Source organism: Pseudomonas sp. 25 R 14 (assembly GCF_900004755.1).
GTDB lineage: Bacteria > Pseudomonadota > Gammaproteobacteria > Pseudomonadales > Pseudomonadaceae > Aquipseudomonas > Aquipseudomonas brenneri.
Genome location: NZ_CVTS01000039.1, coordinates 244254 through 262342, shown reverse-complemented (window position 1 = coordinate 262342; position 18089 = coordinate 244254). Strand labels below are relative to the sequence as shown.

At 59.4% G+C, this 18089-nt stretch carries 14 protein-coding genes; 7 read left to right on the top strand and 7 right to left on the bottom strand.

The window, feature by feature from the left end; genetic code table 11:
- Positions 1-28: 28 nt before the first annotated feature.
- The 5 genes from moaB to BFQ03_RS12940 all read left to right on the top strand — a co-directional run bounded on the left by moaB (position 29) and on the right by BFQ03_RS12940 (position 4263).
- A complete protein-coding gene (gene moaB / locus BFQ03_RS12960; protein ID WP_032860673.1) occupies positions 29-583 on the top strand; it encodes a molybdenum cofactor biosynthesis protein B in 555 nt (184 codons plus the stop codon).
- On the top strand, positions 580-1815 hold the full coding sequence (gene glp, locus BFQ03_RS12955) for a molybdopterin molybdotransferase MoeA (RefSeq protein WP_065943298.1): 1236 nt from the start codon (positions 580-582) through the stop codon (positions 1813-1815). The genes moaB and glp overlap by 4 nt, the downstream gene beginning before the upstream one ends.
- 90 nt (positions 1816-1905) lie before the next feature.
- Complete coding sequence (locus BFQ03_RS12950; RefSeq protein ID WP_032860671.1) at positions 1906-2901, top strand: ubiquinone anaerobic biosynthesis protein UbiU; 996 nt, start codon at positions 1906-1908, stop codon at positions 2899-2901.
- Between the two features lie 10 nt (positions 2902-2911).
- Entirely contained in the window at positions 2912-3802 is an 891-nt protein-coding gene (locus BFQ03_RS12945; RefSeq protein WP_065943297.1) for a U32 family peptidase, read from the top strand.
- The gene (locus tag BFQ03_RS12940; protein WP_032860669.1) at positions 3796-4263 is read left to right on the top strand and encodes a ubiquinone anaerobic biosynthesis accessory factor UbiT; all 468 of its coding nucleotides are present in this window, start codon (positions 3796-3798) and stop codon (positions 4261-4263) included. The genes BFQ03_RS12945 and BFQ03_RS12940 overlap by 7 nt, the downstream gene beginning before the upstream one ends.
- 151 nt (positions 4264-4414) lie before the next feature.
- On the opposite strand, the gene ampC is transcribed toward BFQ03_RS12940, so the two are convergent.
- On the bottom strand, positions 4415-5557 hold the full coding sequence (ampC, locus tag BFQ03_RS12935; RefSeq protein ID WP_065943296.1) for a class C beta-lactamase: 1143 nt from the start codon (positions 5555-5557) through the stop codon (positions 4415-4417).
- 133 nt (positions 5558-5690) lie between these two features.
- Between ampC and BFQ03_RS12930 the strand changes: the two genes are divergently transcribed.
- Positions 5691-6569, top strand: a complete 879-nt coding sequence (locus BFQ03_RS12930) for a LysR family transcriptional regulator (protein ID WP_032860667.1) — start codon at positions 5691-5693, stop codon at positions 6567-6569.
- A 49-nt stretch (positions 6570-6618) separates the two neighbouring features.
- Here BFQ03_RS12930 and yghX read toward each other — a convergent pair whose 3' ends face one another.
- The 3 genes from yghX to BFQ03_RS12915 are packed head-to-tail and all read right to left on the bottom strand — an operon-like array spanning position 6619 to position 8989.
- Positions 6619-7506, bottom strand: coding sequence for a YghX family hydrolase (gene yghX, locus BFQ03_RS12925; RefSeq protein ID WP_032860665.1), 888 nt, complete (start codon positions 7504-7506; stop codon positions 6619-6621).
- Positions 7507-7552: 46 nt separating this feature from the next.
- Positions 7553-8047, bottom strand: coding sequence for a PaaI family thioesterase (locus BFQ03_RS12920; protein ID WP_032860663.1), 495 nt, complete (start codon positions 8045-8047; stop codon positions 7553-7555).
- Between the two features lie 51 nt (positions 8048-8098).
- Positions 8099-8989: a DMT family transporter gene (locus tag BFQ03_RS12915; RefSeq protein ID WP_065943295.1), complete on the bottom strand. Its 891-nt coding sequence runs from the start codon at positions 8987-8989 to the stop codon at positions 8099-8101.
- A gap of 91 nt (positions 8990-9080) precedes the next feature.
- Between BFQ03_RS12915 and BFQ03_RS12910 the strand changes: the two genes are divergently transcribed.
- Positions 9081-10409, top strand: a complete 1329-nt coding sequence (locus tag BFQ03_RS12910; protein WP_065943294.1) for an aminotransferase-like domain-containing protein — start codon at positions 9081-9083, stop codon at positions 10407-10409.
- A 27-nt stretch (positions 10410-10436) separates the two neighbouring features.
- Here BFQ03_RS12910 and BFQ03_RS30630 read toward each other — a convergent pair whose 3' ends face one another.
- From BFQ03_RS30630 to BFQ03_RS12900, 3 genes are all read right to left on the bottom strand, one after another.
- Positions 10437-11060 (bottom strand): glycosyltransferase family 32 protein, encoded by a 624-nt coding sequence (locus BFQ03_RS30630; protein WP_345788459.1) that lies wholly within the window; start codon positions 11058-11060, stop codon positions 10437-10439.
- Positions 11057-15448 carry a hypothetical protein gene (locus tag BFQ03_RS12905; protein ID WP_239695243.1) on the bottom strand — a complete coding sequence of 1464 codons (4392 nt, stop codon included), beginning with the start codon at positions 15446-15448 and terminating at the stop codon, positions 11057-11059. Before BFQ03_RS12905 ends, BFQ03_RS30630 begins: the two co-directional genes overlap by 4 nt.
- Before the next feature lie 161 nt (positions 15449-15609).
- The gene (locus BFQ03_RS12900) at positions 15610-18021 is read right to left on the bottom strand and encodes a TonB-dependent siderophore receptor (protein ID WP_065943293.1); all 2412 of its coding nucleotides are present in this window, start codon (positions 18019-18021) and stop codon (positions 15610-15612) included.
- Positions 18022-18089 lie beyond the last annotated feature (68 nt).

Here is an 18089-nt window from a genome sequence, read left to right as displayed (position 1 = left end):
ATTGCTCATTTATCCCGGGATTTTCACCATGGCACATCTGACTCAACGCAATTTTGTCTCGCTGAATATCGCTGTACTGACCATCAGCGACACGCGCAACTTTGACAACGATACCTCCGGGCAAACCCTGTGCGATCGCGTGCAAGCGGCCGGTCATGAACTGATCGACCGGGCCCTGGTGGTAGACGACATCTACCAGATCCGCGCACGGCTTTCGCAATGGATCGCCGACCCGCAGGTGCAGGTGATCCTCACCACCGGTGGCACCGGTTTCACTGCGCGGGACAACACTCCGCAAGCGGTGCTGCCGTTGCTGGACAAGCATGTCGAAGGTTTTGGCGAGCTGTTTCGCCAGGTTTCCCTGCAAGAGATCGGCATGTCGACCCTGCAGTCGCGTGCCCTGGCCGGCATGAGCAATGGTGTGCTGGTGTGTTGCATGCCCGGCTCGCCAGGCGCGTGCCGTACCGGTTGGGACAAGATCCTTCTGGGGCAACTGGACAGCCGCACCGGGCCATGCAATTTCGCCCCGCACCTCAAGCCCCAGGTCGCCCAGGCCCTGCAAGCCTGCGAGGCGCGGTCATGAACCTATCGGTGTGTGAAAGCGGCGAGTTGATCCCGGTGGATGAGGCCATCGACCGCCTGTTAGCCCAGGCACCTGCTCCGCCGTCCACCCAACAGGTGAAAACCGCCCTGGCCCTGGGCCGGGTGTTGGCCAGCGATATCTTTTCCCCGGTGAACCTGCCGGCCTGGGACAACAGCGCCATGGACGGCTACGCGCTGCGTGCTGCGGACTTGCCGGCCGAGGGGGGCTACCTGCGTCTGGCCGGGCGGATTGCCGCAGGCGAGGAAGCCGCGACCGCGCTGGTCAGCGGGCAGACCATGCGGATTTTTACCGGTGCGCCGTTGCCGGCCGGTGCTGACACCGTGGTGCCCCAGGAGCGTTGCCGGGTCTACGGCCAGCGCATCTGGTGCCCGCCGATGCGGACCGGTGAACATGTGCGCAAGCAAGGTGAAGAGGTGACCCAGGGCGCCTTGCTGTTGCCAGCCGGCAAGCGTCTGCGTGCCCAGGAATTGGGCTTGCTCGCGGCCGCCGGGTTGGCCCAGGTCAAGGTCTATCGACCGTTGCGCGTGTGCCTGTTGAGCAGTGGCGACGAACTGCGTGAGCCGGGGGATCACCTGGCACCGGGGCAGATCTACAACAGCAATCGCCACTGCCTGGCGGCGCTGCTGCAAGGCTGGGGCGTTGAAGTGCATGACTATGGGGTGATGGCCGATGAACTGGCCGTCAGCCGCGATGCATTGACCCTGGCGTCCTCGGAATGCGACCTGCTGCTGACCTCCGGTGGGGTGTCGGTGGGCGAGGAGGACCACCTCAAGCAAGCGATCAAGGAACTGGGCCGCGTGGATTTTTGGCGCCTGGCGATCCAGCCGGGCAAACCCCTGGCCTTTGGCGATGTAGCCGGCAAACCGTGGATCGGCTTGCCTGGCAATCCTTCGGCGGCGCTGATTACCGCATTGGTGGTGGTCCGCCCGTTTCTGTTGCGCGCCCAGGGTGTGACTGAGGTCACATCGGCGCCGATGTTGCTGCCCGCCGACTTTGTGTGGCCCCAGCGCAACCGTCGCCGGCAATACCTGCGCGCACGCCTGGCGCCGGGCATCGATGGCCAGGCGCGCGTCACCCTGCACCCACGGCAAAGCTCGGCGATGCTGAGCGCGGCGTGCTGGGCCGATGGTTTGGCGATTGTGGAGCGCGAGCAGTTGGTGGAAAAGGGCGGGCTGGTGCGGTTCGTGTCCTTTGCCGAACTGATGCAGTAACTGCCGGTGGTGGTGGTCAAGGTGGGAGCAAGGCTTGCTCCCACAAGGAACATGCGGTGTTGGTGATGTATTTTCTGATGAGGATCAACCATGCAACTGGTCTGCCCGGCAGGTAATCTGCCTGCGCTTAAAGCCGCCGTGCGCCAAGGTGCCGATGCGGTGTACGTGGGGTTTCGCGACGACACCAACGCCCGGCATTTTGCCGGGCTGAACATGGACGACAAGCAGTTCGACGGCGCCGTCGCGCATATCCGCCAGCACCAGCGCAAGCTCTATGTGGCGGTCAACACCTACCCGCAGCCCAAGGGCTGGGAACGCTGGCAACGGGCAGTGGATCGCGCCGCCGACCATGGCGTGGATGCGCTGATTGCCGGTGATCCGGGCGTGCTGCAATACGCCAGTAGCCGTCATCCGCAGATGGCCTTGCACCTCTCGGTACAGGGTTCGGCGACCCATGCGGCGGCCTTGCAGTTCTACGCCGAGCGCTACGGCATCCGTCGTGCGGTGCTGCCACGGGTGCTGTCGCTGGCCCAGGTCAAGCACGTCGCCGCCAGCAGCTCGGTGCCGATTGAGGTCTTCGGTTTCGGCAGCCTGTGCATCATGGCTGAGGGCCGTTGCCATCTGTCTTCCTACATCACTGGCGAATCACCGAACCTGTGCGGCGTGTGCTCGCCGGCCAAGGCGGTGCGCTGGAGCGAAGACGCCGAGGGTCTGAGCGCGCGCCTGAGCGAAGTGCTGATCGACCGCTATACCCCGGACGAACCGGCGGGTTATCCGACCCTGTGCAAGGGCCGTTTCATGGTCGATGGCAAGCGCTTCCACGCCCTCGAAGAACCCACCAGCCTCGATACCCTGGACCTGATCCCCGAGTTGATCGCCATGGGCGTCGAAGCGGTGAAAATCGAAGGCCGCCAGCGCAGCCCGGCGTATGTCGAGCAAGTCACCGGGGTCTGGCGCGCGGCGCTGGACGCCCACCGCAGTGCGCCGGAGCGTTTTGTGGTCAAGGACCAATGGCGCAGTGTGCTGGCCGGTCTATCCGAAGGCAGCCAGACCACCCTGGGCGCCTACCATCGTTCGTGGCAATGAGGAACCGCACATGAAACTTAGCCTGGGACCGGTGCTGTTTTATTGGGATAAGCAACAACTGGGGCAGTTCTACTGCGAGATGGCCAACCTGGCACTGGATGTGATCTACCTGGGGGAAACCGTGTGCTCCAAGCGCCGCGCGTTCAACCTCGATCAATGGTTGGGCCTGGGCCGCGAATTGCACTCGGCGGGCAACGCGCAAATCGTACTGTCGAGCCTGACCTTGATCGAGGCCGCATCGGAGCTGTCGAGCCTGCGCCGCCTGTGTGACAACGGCGAGGTGCTGGTCGAGGCCAATGACATGGGCGCGGTGCAATTGCTCGCCGAGCGCAAGTTGCCCTTTGTCGGAGGGCCGGCATTGAATTTGTACAACGGTCACGCCCTGGTGCAATTGCTGGATGCCGGGATGATGCGTTGGGTGCCGCCGGTGGAATGCTCGGCTGCGCTGATTGGCGATGTGTTGGAGCAGGTGCGTGAGCTGGGCCGGCCGCTGCCTGAAGTGGAAGTCTTCGCCTATGGGCACCTGCCCCTGGCCTACTCGGCGCGCTGCTTCACTGCCCGTGCGGAAAACCGGCCTAAGGATGACTGCCAGTTTTGTTGCCTGAACTACCCCGATGGCATGGACTTGACCAGCCAGGAAGGGCAGGCGCTGTTTACATTAAATGGCATCCAGACCATGTCGGCGGATGTCACTAATCTGCTGGCCGACTATCCGGGGCTGGTCAGTTGCGGTGCTGAGCTACTGCGCCTGAGCCCAAGGGCGCAGGGCATGGTGGGCATCGTCGAAGCCTTTGACCGGGTGCGCCAGGGCGCCACGCCGCCACTGTTTGTCGACGGCTGCAATGGCTACTGGCATGGCCAGGCCGGAATGTTGCGGGTCGAGGAGGTGGGGCTGTGCTGAACCGCAAGCAATGGCTGCTCAAGGGCGCCGACCGTTTATTGCCGCTGATGCGCAAGGTGCCATTTGTGGTGCAGCGCCTGGCGTTGCAACAGGCGTTGAATCGCTGCCTGGCCGAACCCTTGCGCGATGGCGGCTTCGAACTGCTGCGCGGACGCTGGATGTGCCTGCGCATTCCCGACCTGGGTTTGCGCTGGTACCTGACCCTTGGTCGTGACGGATTGCGCATCGCCGAACGGGCCGAGGCCCAGGTGACCATCAGCGGCAACTGGCGTGAGTTCCTGTTATTGGCCAGCCGCCAAGAAGATCCGGACACCTTGTTCTTCCGCCGGCGGCTGGTGATCGAAGGGGATACAGAGTTGGGGTTGGGCCTGAAGAACCTGATCGACAGCCTCGATCCGGATGTGTTGCCACCCTGGTTGTGGCGCAATCTGGAACGGGCGGGGAAGGGCTTGGCCGCCTGAAGACCAGCCCGCGAAGCTGCTTCCCTGTGGGAGCGGGCTTGCTCGCGAATGCAGTGTGTCAGTCGCCGGATATGTCGACTGAATCACCGCATTCGCGAGCAAGTCCGCTCCCACATTGGAATGTGGTGGGTTCAAAAAATGTTCAGGTCGGTTATTGCTCCATGGCCTGCAAGATCGCATGGGCCGCTTTCACCCGTTCGGCATTGGGGTAGTTCTTGTTTGCCAGGATCACTACGCCGATGGCCTTGCTCGGTACGTAGGCCACATAGGCGCCAAAACCACCGGTCGAGCCGGTCTTGTTGACCAGCGTGTTGGGTTGCAAGGGTTGCGGCGGGGTCAGCCAGTTGACCTTGTGCGGCTCCATTGCCCAGGCCGTTGAGTTTCGCGCCATCAGGGTGTCAACGGTCAGTGGGTAGGCGGACATTTCCCAGCCCAGCCCCTGGGTGGTGCCGTTGGCGGTGTAGTAGCCGGTGTGAGTGGTGGCGATCGCCGCTTGCAAGGGCTTTTCCAGGTTCGTTGGGTTCATGTTCACCGCTACGTAGCGGATCAGGTCCGCCGGGCTGGTCTTCACCCCGTAGGCTTCGCTGTCCAGCGCCCCAGGGCTGACGCGCACCGGCTTGCCGGCCTTGTCATAGCCCTGGGCGTACAGGCCCATTTGTGCCTTGGGCACCGTGAGATAGGTGTGCTTGAGCCCGAGCTTGGGCAGCAGGGTCTTTTCCATCACCACGTCGAAAGGTTGCTGCAGGCTTTGCGCCGCCAGATAGCCGAACAGGCCCAGGCTGGGGTTGGAATACTGGCGTTGGGTGCCGGGGGCGAAATCGGCTTTCCAGTGCTGGAAGTAGCTGATCATGTGCTGCGCATTGTCCGCCTCGGACGGGAACTGCAACGGCAGCCCGCCGGCCGTGTAGGTGCCCAGGTGGAGTACGCTGATGTGGTCGAACAGGCTGCCGCGCAAGGCTGGCAAGTAATGGCTGGCCGGCTCCGACAGCTTCAGCTTGCCGGTGGCCTGGGCATAGCCGGCCAGGGTCGCGGTGAAGGTCTTGCTCACCGAACCGATCTCGAACAGGGTGTTTTCGCTGATGGGCTGTTGGCTGTCTTTTGCGGCGACACCGTAGTTAAAGTATCGGGCCTTGCCGTCCTGAACAATGGCGACCGCCAGGCCGGGAATGGCCTGTTGCTGCATCAAGGGCTTGACGGTGGCATCCACCACCTGGCGCAGGTCGGCAGCGGCCATGCAGTTGCCGGCGCCGAGCAATAGGCTGAGAATCGTGACGTTGCGCACATGTTCATACATGATGATGTCGCTTCCATGAGGATGATCGGAGGTAATCGCTGCCTGCGCAGGCGTGGCCAAGATAGGCAGTTTGCCGAGCCTGGACAACCGATGATATCTCGCACCAGTCATTAGAAAAATTTGGGCTTAGACCATGTTGCGTTCCCATTTGCCCCTTAACGCTCTGCGTGCCTTCGAAGCCTCTGCCCGGCACTTGAGCTTTACCCGGGCGGCCATCGAACTGTGCGTGACCCAGGCGGCAGTCAGCCACCAGGTCAAGAGCCTGGAGGCACAGCTCAATGTCACCCTGTTCAAGCGTCTGCCCCGTGGCTTGATGCTCACCAGCGAGGGGGAGACATTACTGCCGGTGCTGCGTGAGTCTTTCGACCGCATTGCCCAGACCCTCGGCCAGTTCCAGGCTGGGCATTATCGAGAAGTGCTGACGGTAGGCGCGGTGGGTACGTTTGCGGTGGGCTGGCTGCTGCCACGCCTGGCGGAGTTTCAGGCGCGCTACCCGTTTATCGACCTGCGGCTGTCCACCCATAACAACCGGGTGGATGTAGCGGCCGAAGGGCTGGATTATGCGATCCGCTTTGGTGCTGGCGCGTGGCATGGTACCCACGCCTATGAGTTGCTGGTGGCGCCACTGACGGTGTTGTGTGTGCCGTCGATTGCTCGCCAACTGCACGACCCGGGCGATGTGTTGAAGCACACGTTATTGCGTTCTTACCGGGCGGATGAATGGAGCCTCTGGTTCCAGGCCGCAGGCTTGCCCGCCGACACCCTGGTGCCGCGCAGCATTGTGTTCGACTCGTCCCTGGCGATGATGGAAGCGGCGTTGCAGGGCAATGGCGTGGCCCTGGCGCCGGCACTGATGTTCTCGCGGCAGTTGGCCCAGGACGTGATCCGCCAGCCGTTCGATGTGGGCATCACTACGGGTAGTTACTGGCTGACGCGCCTGCAGTCACGCATCGAAACCCCGGCGATGCTGGCGTTCAAGCAATGGTTGCTGGAGCAGGTGACGAACCTGTAGACGCCAGGCTTGCCTGCGATGGCGCCCGTGAAGTCGCTATCGCTGGCAATTACACGAGGTATTTACGGAACCAACCCAACGTGCGTTCCCAGGCCAGGTTCGCGGCAGCCTCGTCGTAGCGTGGGGTCGAGTCGTTGTGGAAACCGTGGTTGGCACCCTTGTAGATAAACCCTTCATAGGTCGTGCCAGCAGCCTTCAAGGCAGCCTCATAAGCCGGCCAACCTTCGTTGATTCGCGTGTCCAACTCGCCAAAGTGCAACATGATCGGCGCCTTGATCTTCGGCACGTCCTTGGCATCAGGTTGGCGCCCGTAGAACGACACCGCTGCGCCCAGTTCCGGGTAGGCCACCGCTGCCGCATTGGTCACGCCGCCGCCGTAGCAGAAGCCGGTGATACCCACCTTGCCGGTGCTGGTGTCGTGGTTCATCAGCCATTCGATGGCGGCGAAGAAGTCATTCATCAGCTTGGTCGGGTCGACGGTCTGTTGCAGCGCCACGCCTTTTTCATCATTGCCCGGGTAACCGCCCACCGACGTCAGGCCGTCGGGCGCCAGGGCGATAAACCCGGCTTTGCCCAGGCGCCGTGCGACGTCTTCGATATAGGGATTGAGCCCTCGGTTTTCGTGGACTACCACCACCGCCGGCAGTTTGCCTTCGGCCTTGGCCGGGCGTACCAGGTAGCCGCGCACCGAACCGTTGCCCTTGGGCGAGGGGTAGGTGATGTAGTCGGCGACGATGTCCGGGTCGGTGAACTTCACCTGCTCGGCCAGTGCGTAATTGGGGCTCAGGGAGGCCAGCAGCGCCGAAGCGGTCAGCCCGCCAAAGGTGAACAGGGCCGCACGGTCGAGAAACTCGCGACGGTTGATCTTGCCATGGGCGTAGCCGTCGTAGAGTTCCAGCAGTTGCGGGGCGAAGTCTTTGGCGGTCAGGCGAGTCATCGGCAAGCTCCTCTTTTCGGCACGTGGCGTTGAATGTAGACCATTGTCAGGCTTGTCGGCCATGGGCGGCATCGGCCAGGTGCCCGGTATCGACCCGCACGAAGATCGAATCGCCAATTGCCGTCAGCACACCATCGGCATACACCTCGCAGACCACGCGGCTCTTGCGCCCGACCTCACCCTCGACCCTGGCGCGCAGGATCAGTGGCACGCCCATCGGAGTCGGCTTGATAAATTTGATGCCCAGGTTGCCGGTCACACAGTTGATGCGCGGTAGCTCACCGGGTGTGCGCTGTTCTGCGCGGTAGTGATAGGCCATGGCGGTCCAGTTGGAGTGGCAATCGACCAACATGGCGATCAGGCCACCGTAGACCAGGTCGGGCCAGCCGCAGTATTGGGCGTCGGGCAGATGCTCGGCGACGATATGCACGCCGTCCTCATCCCAGCGGCTCTTGATGTGCAGCCCGTGGGCATTGCTCGGGCCGCAGCCGTAACAGACGCCATCCGGCGCAGTGGTGTCTTGCAGGGAAGGGCTGTGCATGGTTGATCCTTATTGTTTTGGGCCAACCCCAGAGACTAATGGCGGGCACGCCTAGCGCGCAAATTTCTTCGCCCCGGCCACGCAGGCAATCACCACGACGGTCACCGCCAGCATGCCCAGGCTGACCTGTTCATGCAGCAGGGTCGCGGCCAGTGCCAGACCGAAGAACGGTTGCAATAACTGCAACTGGCCGACCGCAGCAATCCCCCCTTGCGCCAGCCCGCGGTACCAGAACACAAAACCGATCAACATGCTGAACAACGACACATAGCCCAGGCTCAGCCAGGCCGGCAGGCTGATCCCTTCGAAGGAGGCGGGGGCGAGGATAAAGGTCAATGGCGCCACCACCGGCAGCGACACCACCAATGCCCAGCAGATCACCTGCCAGCCGCCGAGGGTACGCGACAGCTTGGCCCCTTCGGCGTAACCCAGCCCGCACACCAGCACGGCCAATAGCATCAACAGGTCGCCAGCGGGGGCGGCGCTCAGGCCCTGGGCAAACGCGTAACCCATCACCAGCAGGCTGCCAAGGATTGAAAACAGCCAGAACACCGGGCGCGGCCGCTCGCCGCCACGCAGTACACCGAACACGGCGGTGGCCAGGGGCAGCAAGCCGATAAACACGATGGAGTGGGCAGAGGTCACGTACTGCAAGGCCAGTGCGGTCAACAACGGGAAGCCGATAACTACGCCAAAGGCGACGATCAGCAACGGCCACCATTGGTCGGCTGCCGGACGCCGCGCCCTGAACAACCACAACAGCGCCAGGCCAAGCACGGCGGCAATGCTGGCCCTGGCCACGGTCAGGAAGACCGGCTCGAATTCCAGCACCGCCAGGCGGGTGGCGGGCAATGATCCGCTGAAAATCAGTACGCCGATCAAGCCATTGATCCAGCCGTGGCTGCTGCGTTCTGGAGTGATCAACCGGGAAGTCTGTTCCATGTCAGGAAGGCTCGCTAGGGATGGGTTGTGTTTTGGGCATCCTAGGGTTGAAGATGATGACAATCAAAAAATTGTCATGGATACATCGCCCATGCCTCGTGCCCGTTACAAGTCGTTGGTGGATGCCTTTGCCAGGGATATCCGTGCAGGAACCCTGGTGCCCGGCACCCGCTTGCCTACCCATCGCCAATTGGCCGCGACCCATGGCCTGGCCCTGGTGACGGCCAGCCGGGTATACAGCGAGCTGGAGGCCATGGGCCTGGTCAGTGGCGAGACTGGGCGCGGCACCTTTGTGCGGGAAATTTCCTTGTCGCCAGGGCAGGGCGTTGGGCAGATTGCCGTGGCGGCGGGCATGGTGGACCTTAATTTCAATTACCCGTCCTTGCCCGGCCAGGCCGATCTGTTGCGCACGGCGTTGCGCCAACTGGCGTTGTCCGGTGACCTGGAGGCATTGCTGCGCTACCAGCCCCATGCCGGGCGCCCCCATGAGCGGGCGGCAATGGCGCGGCACTTGTTGCATCGCGGGCTCACGGTCGAGGCTGAACAGGTGCTGGTGGTCAGCGGTGCCCAGCATGGATTGACGGTGGCGATGATGGCCATGCTCAAGCCGGGCGATGTGATTGCCGTGGATGCGTTGACCTATTCCGGTTTCAAGGTGCTGGCCGAAACGTTGCATCTGGAGATCGTCGCGATCCCGGTCACGCCGGCCGGCCCTGACCTTGCTGCCCTTGAGCAACTGTGTCGACACCGATCTGTGCGGGCACTGTATTGCATGCCGACCCTGCACAACCCCCTGGGCTGGGTGCTGGGGCTTGAGCAGCGCGAGCAGTTGGTGTGCATCGCTCGCAAGCATCAGTTGATCCTGATCGAAGACGCCGCCTATGCCTTCCTCGCAGAAGACGCACCGCCACCGCTGGCACAGTTGGCACCGGAGCGCACGGCGTATGTGGGCGGCTTGTCCAAAAGTGTCGCCACCGGCCTGCGGGTTGGTTTTGTGGTTGCGCCGGCCCAATGGGTGCCGGCGCTGGAGCGCACGATCATGGCCACCGTGTGGAACGCGCCCGGCGTGATGACGGCCATCGCTGCGGGCTGGATCGACGACGGCACTGTGCTGCAACTGGAGGCGCAAAAACGCCAGGACGCCCAGGCCCGGCAGGCACTGGCGACAGAAGTATTGGTGGGGCTGGACTACATCGCTCATCCATCGTCGTACTTTTTATGGTTGCCATTGGGAGAGGATACGCGGGCGGATCAGATCGTCATGGCGCTGGCCCGGGAGAATATCTCGGTCTCCACGGCTGAGCCGTTTTGCGTGTCGACGCTGGTGCCCCATGCTGTTCGACTGGCTTTGGGCTCAGTGGACAAAAGTGCGCTGCGGGCGGCTTTACTGAAGGTGCGGTGGGTGGTGGCGGGTTATTAAGGTTTTTGCAGGTTACCCACTGACTTCTCATCTTGTATTGATCCAAGAGTGTTCGGCGCCAATCTTGATGTTGAATTTCTGGGAAAGTGCAAGATAGTGCTCTTTCATTGCTTTTATGTGTAAACCCAAGAGGTCGGGAGGAGCGATTCCCTTGTTTGTGTAAAATTTTCGTGTGGTGGCTAGAATGTTGACAGTGGGTCCGGATGCGACGAGCTTGTTGTCAACGATTTTTGATTCTTTAGTGATGCCATCGAAACCCAGCTCATACATGTCAGGCCTTTTTCTCTTTAGGATGTCATTAAATAGATTGGGGCCAACGGTCTCAAAAATTTTTCCCTCATAGGCGTCGAACGCAGGAGTATATAAAACGTTTCCATCGGGGCCCCTCGTGGCGACGGGGCGATTGGCGGCAAAGTAGGATTTGTTGGCGGAAAACCGCTCGTTCATTTCTGCGATTATATCTGTAATCACAGGGTTGCCAGGCTGCGTTGCAAAATTACTGGTATTGTAGAATGGCCGGTATTCAGTAAGCTTGTGCGCAACAGGTTTGCTGAGCAGGATGTCATTAGAACCCGCGTTTAATAAAGCATTGCCGATGTCGGATTGAATGATATCGTCGGTATCAAGATAAATGCCCCCGTATTTATTCATGATGGGATAACGTGCGACGTCCGACGCTGCTGCAAGATTTTTTCCTTGCCCTTGGCGAAATAATCGTACAGTTCACTCTGTTTCAATTGTTTAAAAACGTCGTCTTTATTGAGGTCCATTATCGTCAGTCCAGGGGCCTTTTTTTCTAATTTGCTTTTTATTTGTTGAAAAATGGCTGGGGTGTCGGCATCTACATGCAAAATGGATTTATAGCCTGATATTTTGGCTGCATTGTTAGCCATGTTTTCTATAAGGTGGGTGGGTACGTCCTGGCCTGCCCAGAAATAATGGAGTTCTTTGGGCAAAGGCCTCGCATCTATCGGAATTTTTGTAATTGTCGAGGGGGAGACATCAATAAATTGGAATCTGTGGGAGTCGATTTTCTTAGCGTTTTTAAGTTCCTTGAATGTTCCCCGTTGCCATTTGTTCTTACCGACTCTCCAGAAGTAATTCTGGCCTTGATTTTCGATGCCGACAGAGATATTGGCCGCTTTCCATCCCCCGATGGAGCTGTCGAAGATGACAGTGTGGTCCACGCCCAGATAGTTGAGCGTATACGGGGGGTTAGAACCCGCTGCTGCTTTAATATCGTCCATCGGTGCCACATAAGTAGTGTCGCCGAGCTTCCAGGGCGTTGGGGCGTTGCCTGCTCCTCCCAGCAAACGATTTTCTCTTGAGGCGAGACCCCATCCAGAAGGGCCCAGATCCTTGATGGGTATGTCCGGGCCTGCTCCCCTGGCATGACGGATGACTCGTTGACCCTCTTTCAAGTGCGAGGAATAAAGCTTCCCATTAACTTTGACATACTCCTTGTTACTCCGGCCCACATAGATATTGCCTTGCAATCCCCTGATCTTTAGCTCGTCCGGATCTATATGCTTGACTTCATAATCCAGTAAGTCGGCGTGGAGTGATTTGACCTCACCATTGGCCGCCACCCGGCTCGGTTTGAAATCGCTTAGTGGGGGACCAAAGGCTCGTTTCTTCAACGCGTCGTACTGATGCCAATTGCCTTGAAACATGACGACATTACCTTCAATCGTCTCTTGTCCAATCTTGAATGTACCGGTTGCCGCCAGGCCGTGCTGCTGACTCGCGGTCTTTACTGCATCATTGCTACCGATTGTATACAGGCTGTCGGGATCGTTTAGCCTGGGAGTGGCCACGACAAAGTTATCCAGCGGTTTACTGTATGCTAATTTTGTACGCGGATCAAAGGCGTACCATTTATTGCTTGCCTCATCGAACTTAGCCAAGGTTTTGCTTTCACGTGCGCTATTGGTTGCCTTGTAGGTGCCTTCGGCAATATCAGACTTTTTTGCCAACTCCAGCAGATTGAGACTGCGGTAAGAGCCGCGTAGGTATTTGACCCCGTGCAGGGCCTTACGCCCGACAAATACAACACCACGTGCCAGGTCATCAATTCCGCCCAGTGGATTAAGTGCGCCCACCGCCGCCCGGCCTATAATTTTGCCGACTTGGCCTACTTTTGAAAGTGCCGATGCTCCGACGGCAAAGGCCTTGGCGCCCTTGGCAGCGGCACCCAGGCCAACTGCAAAACCGAAGATGTCAAAGGCCAGGTCGATAAGGCCGTCACTAACTTTCCCCTCTATAAAATTCTTTATGGCTGATCTGAGTGGGATCAAACTCAGCGCAATTTCTTCAAGTATCTTATAGGTCGGTACTTCAGTGTCAAAGGTCGTTGCCCCTTTGGCGTATCGTTCTACCGCTGGTAGGTCCATGTCCGTGATCATGGCATCAACAATATATTGAGTTCTGGCACTGCTGAAACTATTAGGTACGCCCTGTGCAGCGTTATTTTCATTCGTTATTTCAGGCGAGTACTGACCTGCAGGTTTTACCACATCGAATCTTTTACCGCCTGAGGAACTCATAAAGCTGCTGCTCGGGGCATACTCCTTATAATTCTGGTTGGGTTGCCTGGTCACAGTACCCTTCAAACGATCGATTGCGTACGTCATGACGTTGCCGTTGCGTTCGGTCTTGACCAGTAGAACGCCTGGTTCAACGCGAGTGGGGTGATCGTTTCTGAGGTATTTGATTTCTTTACGGATGGTTAGTTTGCCGAACTCCAGGTTCTTCCGGTCTTCCAGTGGCAGTTTCGAAATTAGGAGTTTGAGTTGTGCTGACGTAGCTTTTTTGACAGCTTTGGCATAGCCCGCAAAGGTCTCATTAAATGCGTCCAGCGGGCGTGGCAGCTTTTGAAGCTTTGTCATGACATCGTTGATGTTGATAGCCTCCGATGAGGCGACCCATGTCGCCGGTTTTCCATCAGGAGGAAGATCGACGGCCCCAGAAGTAACGGACTTTATAAGGTGACGGCCGGGCTCTCCCCAGTTATCAGCCGAGTCAGGTGTTCCGCGCAGCCCACGACCATCAATATACATATCCAGTATCGAGTAAGGCCCCGGAAAAAACCTGCTGGAGGGTTTCGAGGTAATGCATTTTTGGGTGAACAGTTTTGGGTCCATCTCCGGCAGAGCTTTCTTCAATTGTTCCAGTGCAATGTTTTGGGTCGTGGGCATGCCTGGGAGTTGCGTTTCGGAAGCCTCTTTCAGCTCGCGGATTTGTGCATTGAACGCCTCGCGGACGGCATTCAAGGCGACTTTATCTACGGGGTAGCTCAAGCCGTTGGCGACCCCCCAGTCTTTGATTGCCTCGTTTTGGGCCGCATATTCAACACGACGTTCTTCATCAGTGATCGGTGCAACACCGGCTTCGAGCATGATTTGCGTGTAGCTCATCGCCGCAGTTGCTCCAGGCGATTTTGCTTCTATGCGGGCGGTCGCCGTGACAAGGCTGACCCAACTGTGGGTGCCCACGACTACCTGATTCGGAATACCCTTGACCAGGAACGCTGGCGCCCGATTGGCCAGCAAAAGATGAGCCTGGACCGCAGCTTTTTCGGAGGACGACGCTATGCCTTTGGCGACGAGGTGATTGACCAGTTCCTTGATGATCGTTGAGGGGGATTTACCCGTATTGTCAGGCGAGACCAATCGGTAACCTTGAATCTCGCCGTGTGATTGATTTTTCATCTGGTCACTCGTGCGGCTGTCGCTCTCCACGTTCAAGGCCGCCAGTAGCCAGTCAGCAGCGCTGCCTTTAACACTGCGCGCCTCGAATGTGCCCTGGATGGCCTGACCTACTGCCTTGCCCCTGGGGGAATTGACCAGGGTATCAATCAACACGCGTGGATTACTCTGCTCTTCAGGAGAGATGGGCCGGCCATCAAGCAGATAATCCAGAACCCTGTTAAAGGGGAGGAGTGTTATGGCGCCTAACGTGCCTGTACGCAGATCTGCTTTCAATTGCTCCAGGCTGTCCTGCTCAAGCGGTGCGGGCCAGGTCAGTGCGCCACCCAGGTTGCCATTGACGGGTGCCTTGGGTGTGGGAGTGGAGAGGGCGCTCGCAAGATTCACCAGTTGCTCATGATGGTCGGGAATATCCCAACCATGATCTTCAATGAATTGCAGGAGACTGACCCTGTTCGATGGGGGGTGGGTGGTTGCCTGATAGGTGCTGTCCAGGGACAGATCAATCATCCTCTTCTTCAGTTCATCCTTGATTTGCCCGGCATATTCGATGCCACCCTCCACTGACGTTGCCAAGTGACGGAGCTCGGCGCTGGCTTGGTGTCGATCGTAAATGTCGCCCAAATAAGCTTTCTGGTTTTGAAGTGCGTCCTCGCTGCGCGATTTAATCAAACTTGCAAAGGTGCTCGGATCGAGTGTTGTAAAACCCTGGTTGCGGTCAATTTCCACCGCACGCTGGCGCATCGAAGGCTGCGTAAGGTTCGGCTGTTCTTTATAAAAATGCCCGATCAACTCATATGGAACCGGTTGATCGAGATCGGTTGCAGGTGGGGTGAACGTAGTGTCGGCGCGGCCTGCAGAGAGGACTCGTCCGGCCTGGAGGATAGGCCCGCTGATTGCAGCCCATTGCCAGTCGTCTTGCCCGACGGTGAATCGCTTCTGTTCGGGATCAAGGTGGCGTTGACGCTTGAAAGAGATCTGGCCTGACTCCGGGTTGAGTGTGATCGACCCTGTGTTGATGCCTTTATCTTCAATCCACTGACGGACTTCGGGTGAGTGAAAAGCCTCTTTCAGCTGGGCCCACCATTGGCCGAATGTGGAGTCGGGAGCAATAGTGTTGATCGTGACATTTCTTTCGCGATTGGCGGCCAGGAGCAGTGCCGAGTGATACGCCATGGCTAACTCGCGATCGCCTTGGGTGCGAGCGCTTTCGGTTGATTCTGATGGGGCCGGGGCTTCACGTTTGGGCCGGGAGGGCGGCTGTGGCGAGAGAGAGTTTGGTGCGCAGAATGGGCGAGGTTGCGCAGTCATGTGATTGGAAACACTGTTCATAAGGGTTGCCGCCTGAGGAATCGAGGAGAGGTCTTGGGGTAAACAACTGCCATGGCATGAGCTATGAGTAGTTGTTTGCCCCAAGATGATTCCCTCGCTCTGTCAATAGGCTTTTGCCTTATGTTTCAAGCAACGCCTGTCGACAGCTCCAGGTCGGTGAATCAGAAATTCCAGCGGGTGGTAAGCATCACATTGCGCGGGTCGCCGTAGTAGGCGGTGTTATAGAACCCAATGTTGGTGTAGTACTTCTTGTCGAACGCATTGTTCAGGTTCAACGTCGCTGACAGGTTCTCAGTGACCTGGTAACGCGCCATCACATCCACCAGCCAGTAGGCTTGCTGGGCAAACTCCTCATTCTTGCCCTTGTAGCGGTTGTACAGCTCCTGCCAACTGCGGTTCTGCCAGCGCGCACCGCCGCCCACGGTCAAGCGGTCCAGTGGGCCCTGGAGTTTGTAGGTGGTGTAGAAACTGAGCTGGTCCTCCGGCTCCCAGGTCGAGACTTTCTTGCTGCTCTCGTCACGGATGATTTTGTGGGTGTAACCTGCCTGGGCCTGCCAGCCGGGCGCCAGTTCACCGGACATTTCGGCCTCAAAACCCTTGGTCTTGGCTTCGATACCCTTGGAGGCATAACCCAATGATGGGTTGGTCGGCGCGGCGTTGTACTCGGCGTCGGCTTCTGCTCGGTTGCTCTGGTGGACTTCAAAATAGGCCAGGCTGGTATTGAGTCGGCCGCCAAAGAATTCACCCTTTAAACCGCCCTCGTAGTTCTTGCCTTCGGAGGGTTCCAACAGTTTGTTGTTGCGGTCGCGGTTGTAGCTTTCCGGCATGAAGATATCGGTGTAGCTGGCATAGGCGGTGAAGTTTTCGTTCAGGTCGTAGGTCACGCCCGCGTAGGGCACCAGCCGCCCGGTTTCCGTGGAGTCGTCGGTACCACGCAATTTGTAGTTGGCGACGCGGGCGCCGAGGAACAGGTTCAACGGGTCGGTCAGGTTGAAGCGTGCGCTCATGTAGCCCGCGCTTTGGCGGGTGGTCAGGTCGTTGATGTAGGTGGGTGCGCCCCAGTCAGGTTCGGCAATATTGCCGTCGAAGTTCCAGAAGTCCACCACATTGCCGTTGGGGTGTTTGGGGCTGCCATAGTCCTTGCCTTTCCAGTGGGAGCTGGAGGCCGAGCCGCCGACCACCAGCTCATGCTCGCGTCCCAGCAGGTTGAATGGGCCGCTGACGTAGACATCGGCGGCATTGGCGCGGGTCTGGCCGGTGAACTTGTTGGCATAGACGGTAGACAGGCCGGTGGTGGGGTTGGGCGCGCTCTGTATCGAGCCCAGGGGCGCGTAGTAACCGCTGAGTTGGTGGGTCAGTTGCGCCTTGGCCACCCAACCGTTGGCGAAGCTGCGTTCCAGCGTGGCGAATGCGCCACGGTTGTACTGTTCCCAGCGGCTCCACTTGGCGCCGTTGTTGTACGAGCGCTTGACGTCAATACGGTCACCGTTGGTGTTGAATAACGGGCGGCTACCGGACCAGCCCGAGCCTTGCGGGTCGTTGTCCTGATAGTCAACGCCCACGGTCAGCAAGGTGTCGTCGTCGAGGTCTGCTTCCAGGGTGGCGAAGTACACGCTGGTCTTGCGCTGGTAGCGTTCCATGAACGAATGCTTGTCCTGATAGGCCGCCACGGCCCGCCCACGGATGTTGCCGCGCTCGGTCAACGGGCCGCTGACGTCGACCTGGGAGCGATAGTTATCCCAGCTGCCGGCGCCCAGTTCGACACTGGCCTTGAAGTCACGGGTCGGCTTTTTGCGGATCAGGTTGAGGGTCGCGCCCGGCGCGCCGGCACCGGTCAGCAGGCCGGTGGCGCCCTTGAGAATCTCCACGCGGTCGTAGATCGCCATGTCGGTGAGGGTTTGCCCGGACGAGTAGGCCGAGTTGCGCAGGGTCGGGATACCGTCGTACTGGAAGTTCTCGATGGAAAACCCACGGGCAAAATAGTTGGTGCGCTCGCTGTCATAGGTCGAGACGGTGATGCCAGGCGTGTGGCGCATCACATCGTCAATGGCATTGAGGCCGAAGTCGTCCATGTGCTGGCGGGTGATCACGGTGATCGACTGTGGGGTCTCCCGGGGCGTCAGAACCATGCGTGTGGCGGTAGCGATGGTGCCTGGGGTGTAGGAACCCGTGCCTTCAGTGACTGTGCCCAACTGGTTCGACGTGATCTCGGTGGCCGCCAGCGCCAGGGTGCCGCTGGCCTCGGTCAGTGCCTGCAACTGGTAGCCATCGGCGCTGGCCTGCGCCGTGAAGCCCGTGCCTTCCAGGACCTTGGCAAAGCCCTCCGCCACGCTGTAGCTGCCGCGCAGGCCAGCACTGTTCAGGCCGGCCACTTGTTGCGACTGGAACACAATCGGCGTGCCGGCGGCCTGGGCATAACGGCCGAGGACTTCGCCGAGGGTTCCTGGGGCGATATCAAAGGCCTGGACCTGTTGCTGCGCACAGGCAATGGCTGGCAGTGCCAGCGGCAGGCAGCCAAACAACAAGCGGCTGGCCAGCAGCAGGCTGGCACGGGGGGACGGGGTGGAAGACATGGAATCGCTGCTCCTTTGGATGTTGGCCAAGAAAAGGACGCGGCAAAACTGAAAACACGCAGACTTTA

Coding starts and splice junctions, on each gene's coding strand:
- yghX (WP_032860665.1), bottom strand. CDS start 7,506: ATGACTCGCCTGACCGCCAAAGACTTCGCCCCGCAACTGCTGGAACTC.
- BFQ03_RS12920 (WP_032860663.1), bottom strand. CDS start 8,047: ATGCACAGCCCTTCCCTGCAAGACACCACTGCGCCGGATGGCGTCTGT.
- BFQ03_RS12905 (WP_239695243.1), bottom strand. CDS start 15,448: ATGAACAGTGTTTCCAATCACATGACTGCGCAACCTCGCCCATTCTGC.
- BFQ03_RS12945 (WP_065943297.1), top strand. CDS start 2,912: ATGAAACTTAGCCTGGGACCGGTGCTGTTTTATTGGGATAAGCAACAA.
- BFQ03_RS12900 (WP_065943293.1), bottom strand. CDS start 18,021: ATGTCTTCCACCCCGTCCCCCCGTGCCAGCCTGCTGCTGGCCAGCCGC.
- BFQ03_RS12915 (WP_065943295.1), bottom strand. CDS start 8,989: ATGGAACAGACTTCCCGGTTGATCACTCCAGAACGCAGCAGCCACGGC.
- moaB (WP_032860673.1), top strand. CDS start 29: ATGGCACATCTGACTCAACGCAATTTTGTCTCGCTGAATATCGCTGTA.
- BFQ03_RS12950 (WP_032860671.1), top strand. CDS start 1,906: ATGCAACTGGTCTGCCCGGCAGGTAATCTGCCTGCGCTTAAAGCCGCC.
- ampC (WP_065943296.1), bottom strand. CDS start 5,557: ATGTATGAACATGTGCGCAACGTCACGATTCTCAGCCTATTGCTCGGC.
- BFQ03_RS30630 (WP_345788459.1), bottom strand. CDS start 11,060: ATGAATAAATACGGGGGCATTTATCTTGATACCGACGATATCATTCAA.
- BFQ03_RS12930 (WP_032860667.1), top strand. CDS start 5,691: ATGTTGCGTTCCCATTTGCCCCTTAACGCTCTGCGTGCCTTCGAAGCC.
- BFQ03_RS12910 (WP_065943294.1), top strand. CDS start 9,081: ATGCCTCGTGCCCGTTACAAGTCGTTGGTGGATGCCTTTGCCAGGGAT.
- glp (WP_065943298.1), top strand. CDS start 580: ATGAACCTATCGGTGTGTGAAAGCGGCGAGTTGATCCCGGTGGATGAG.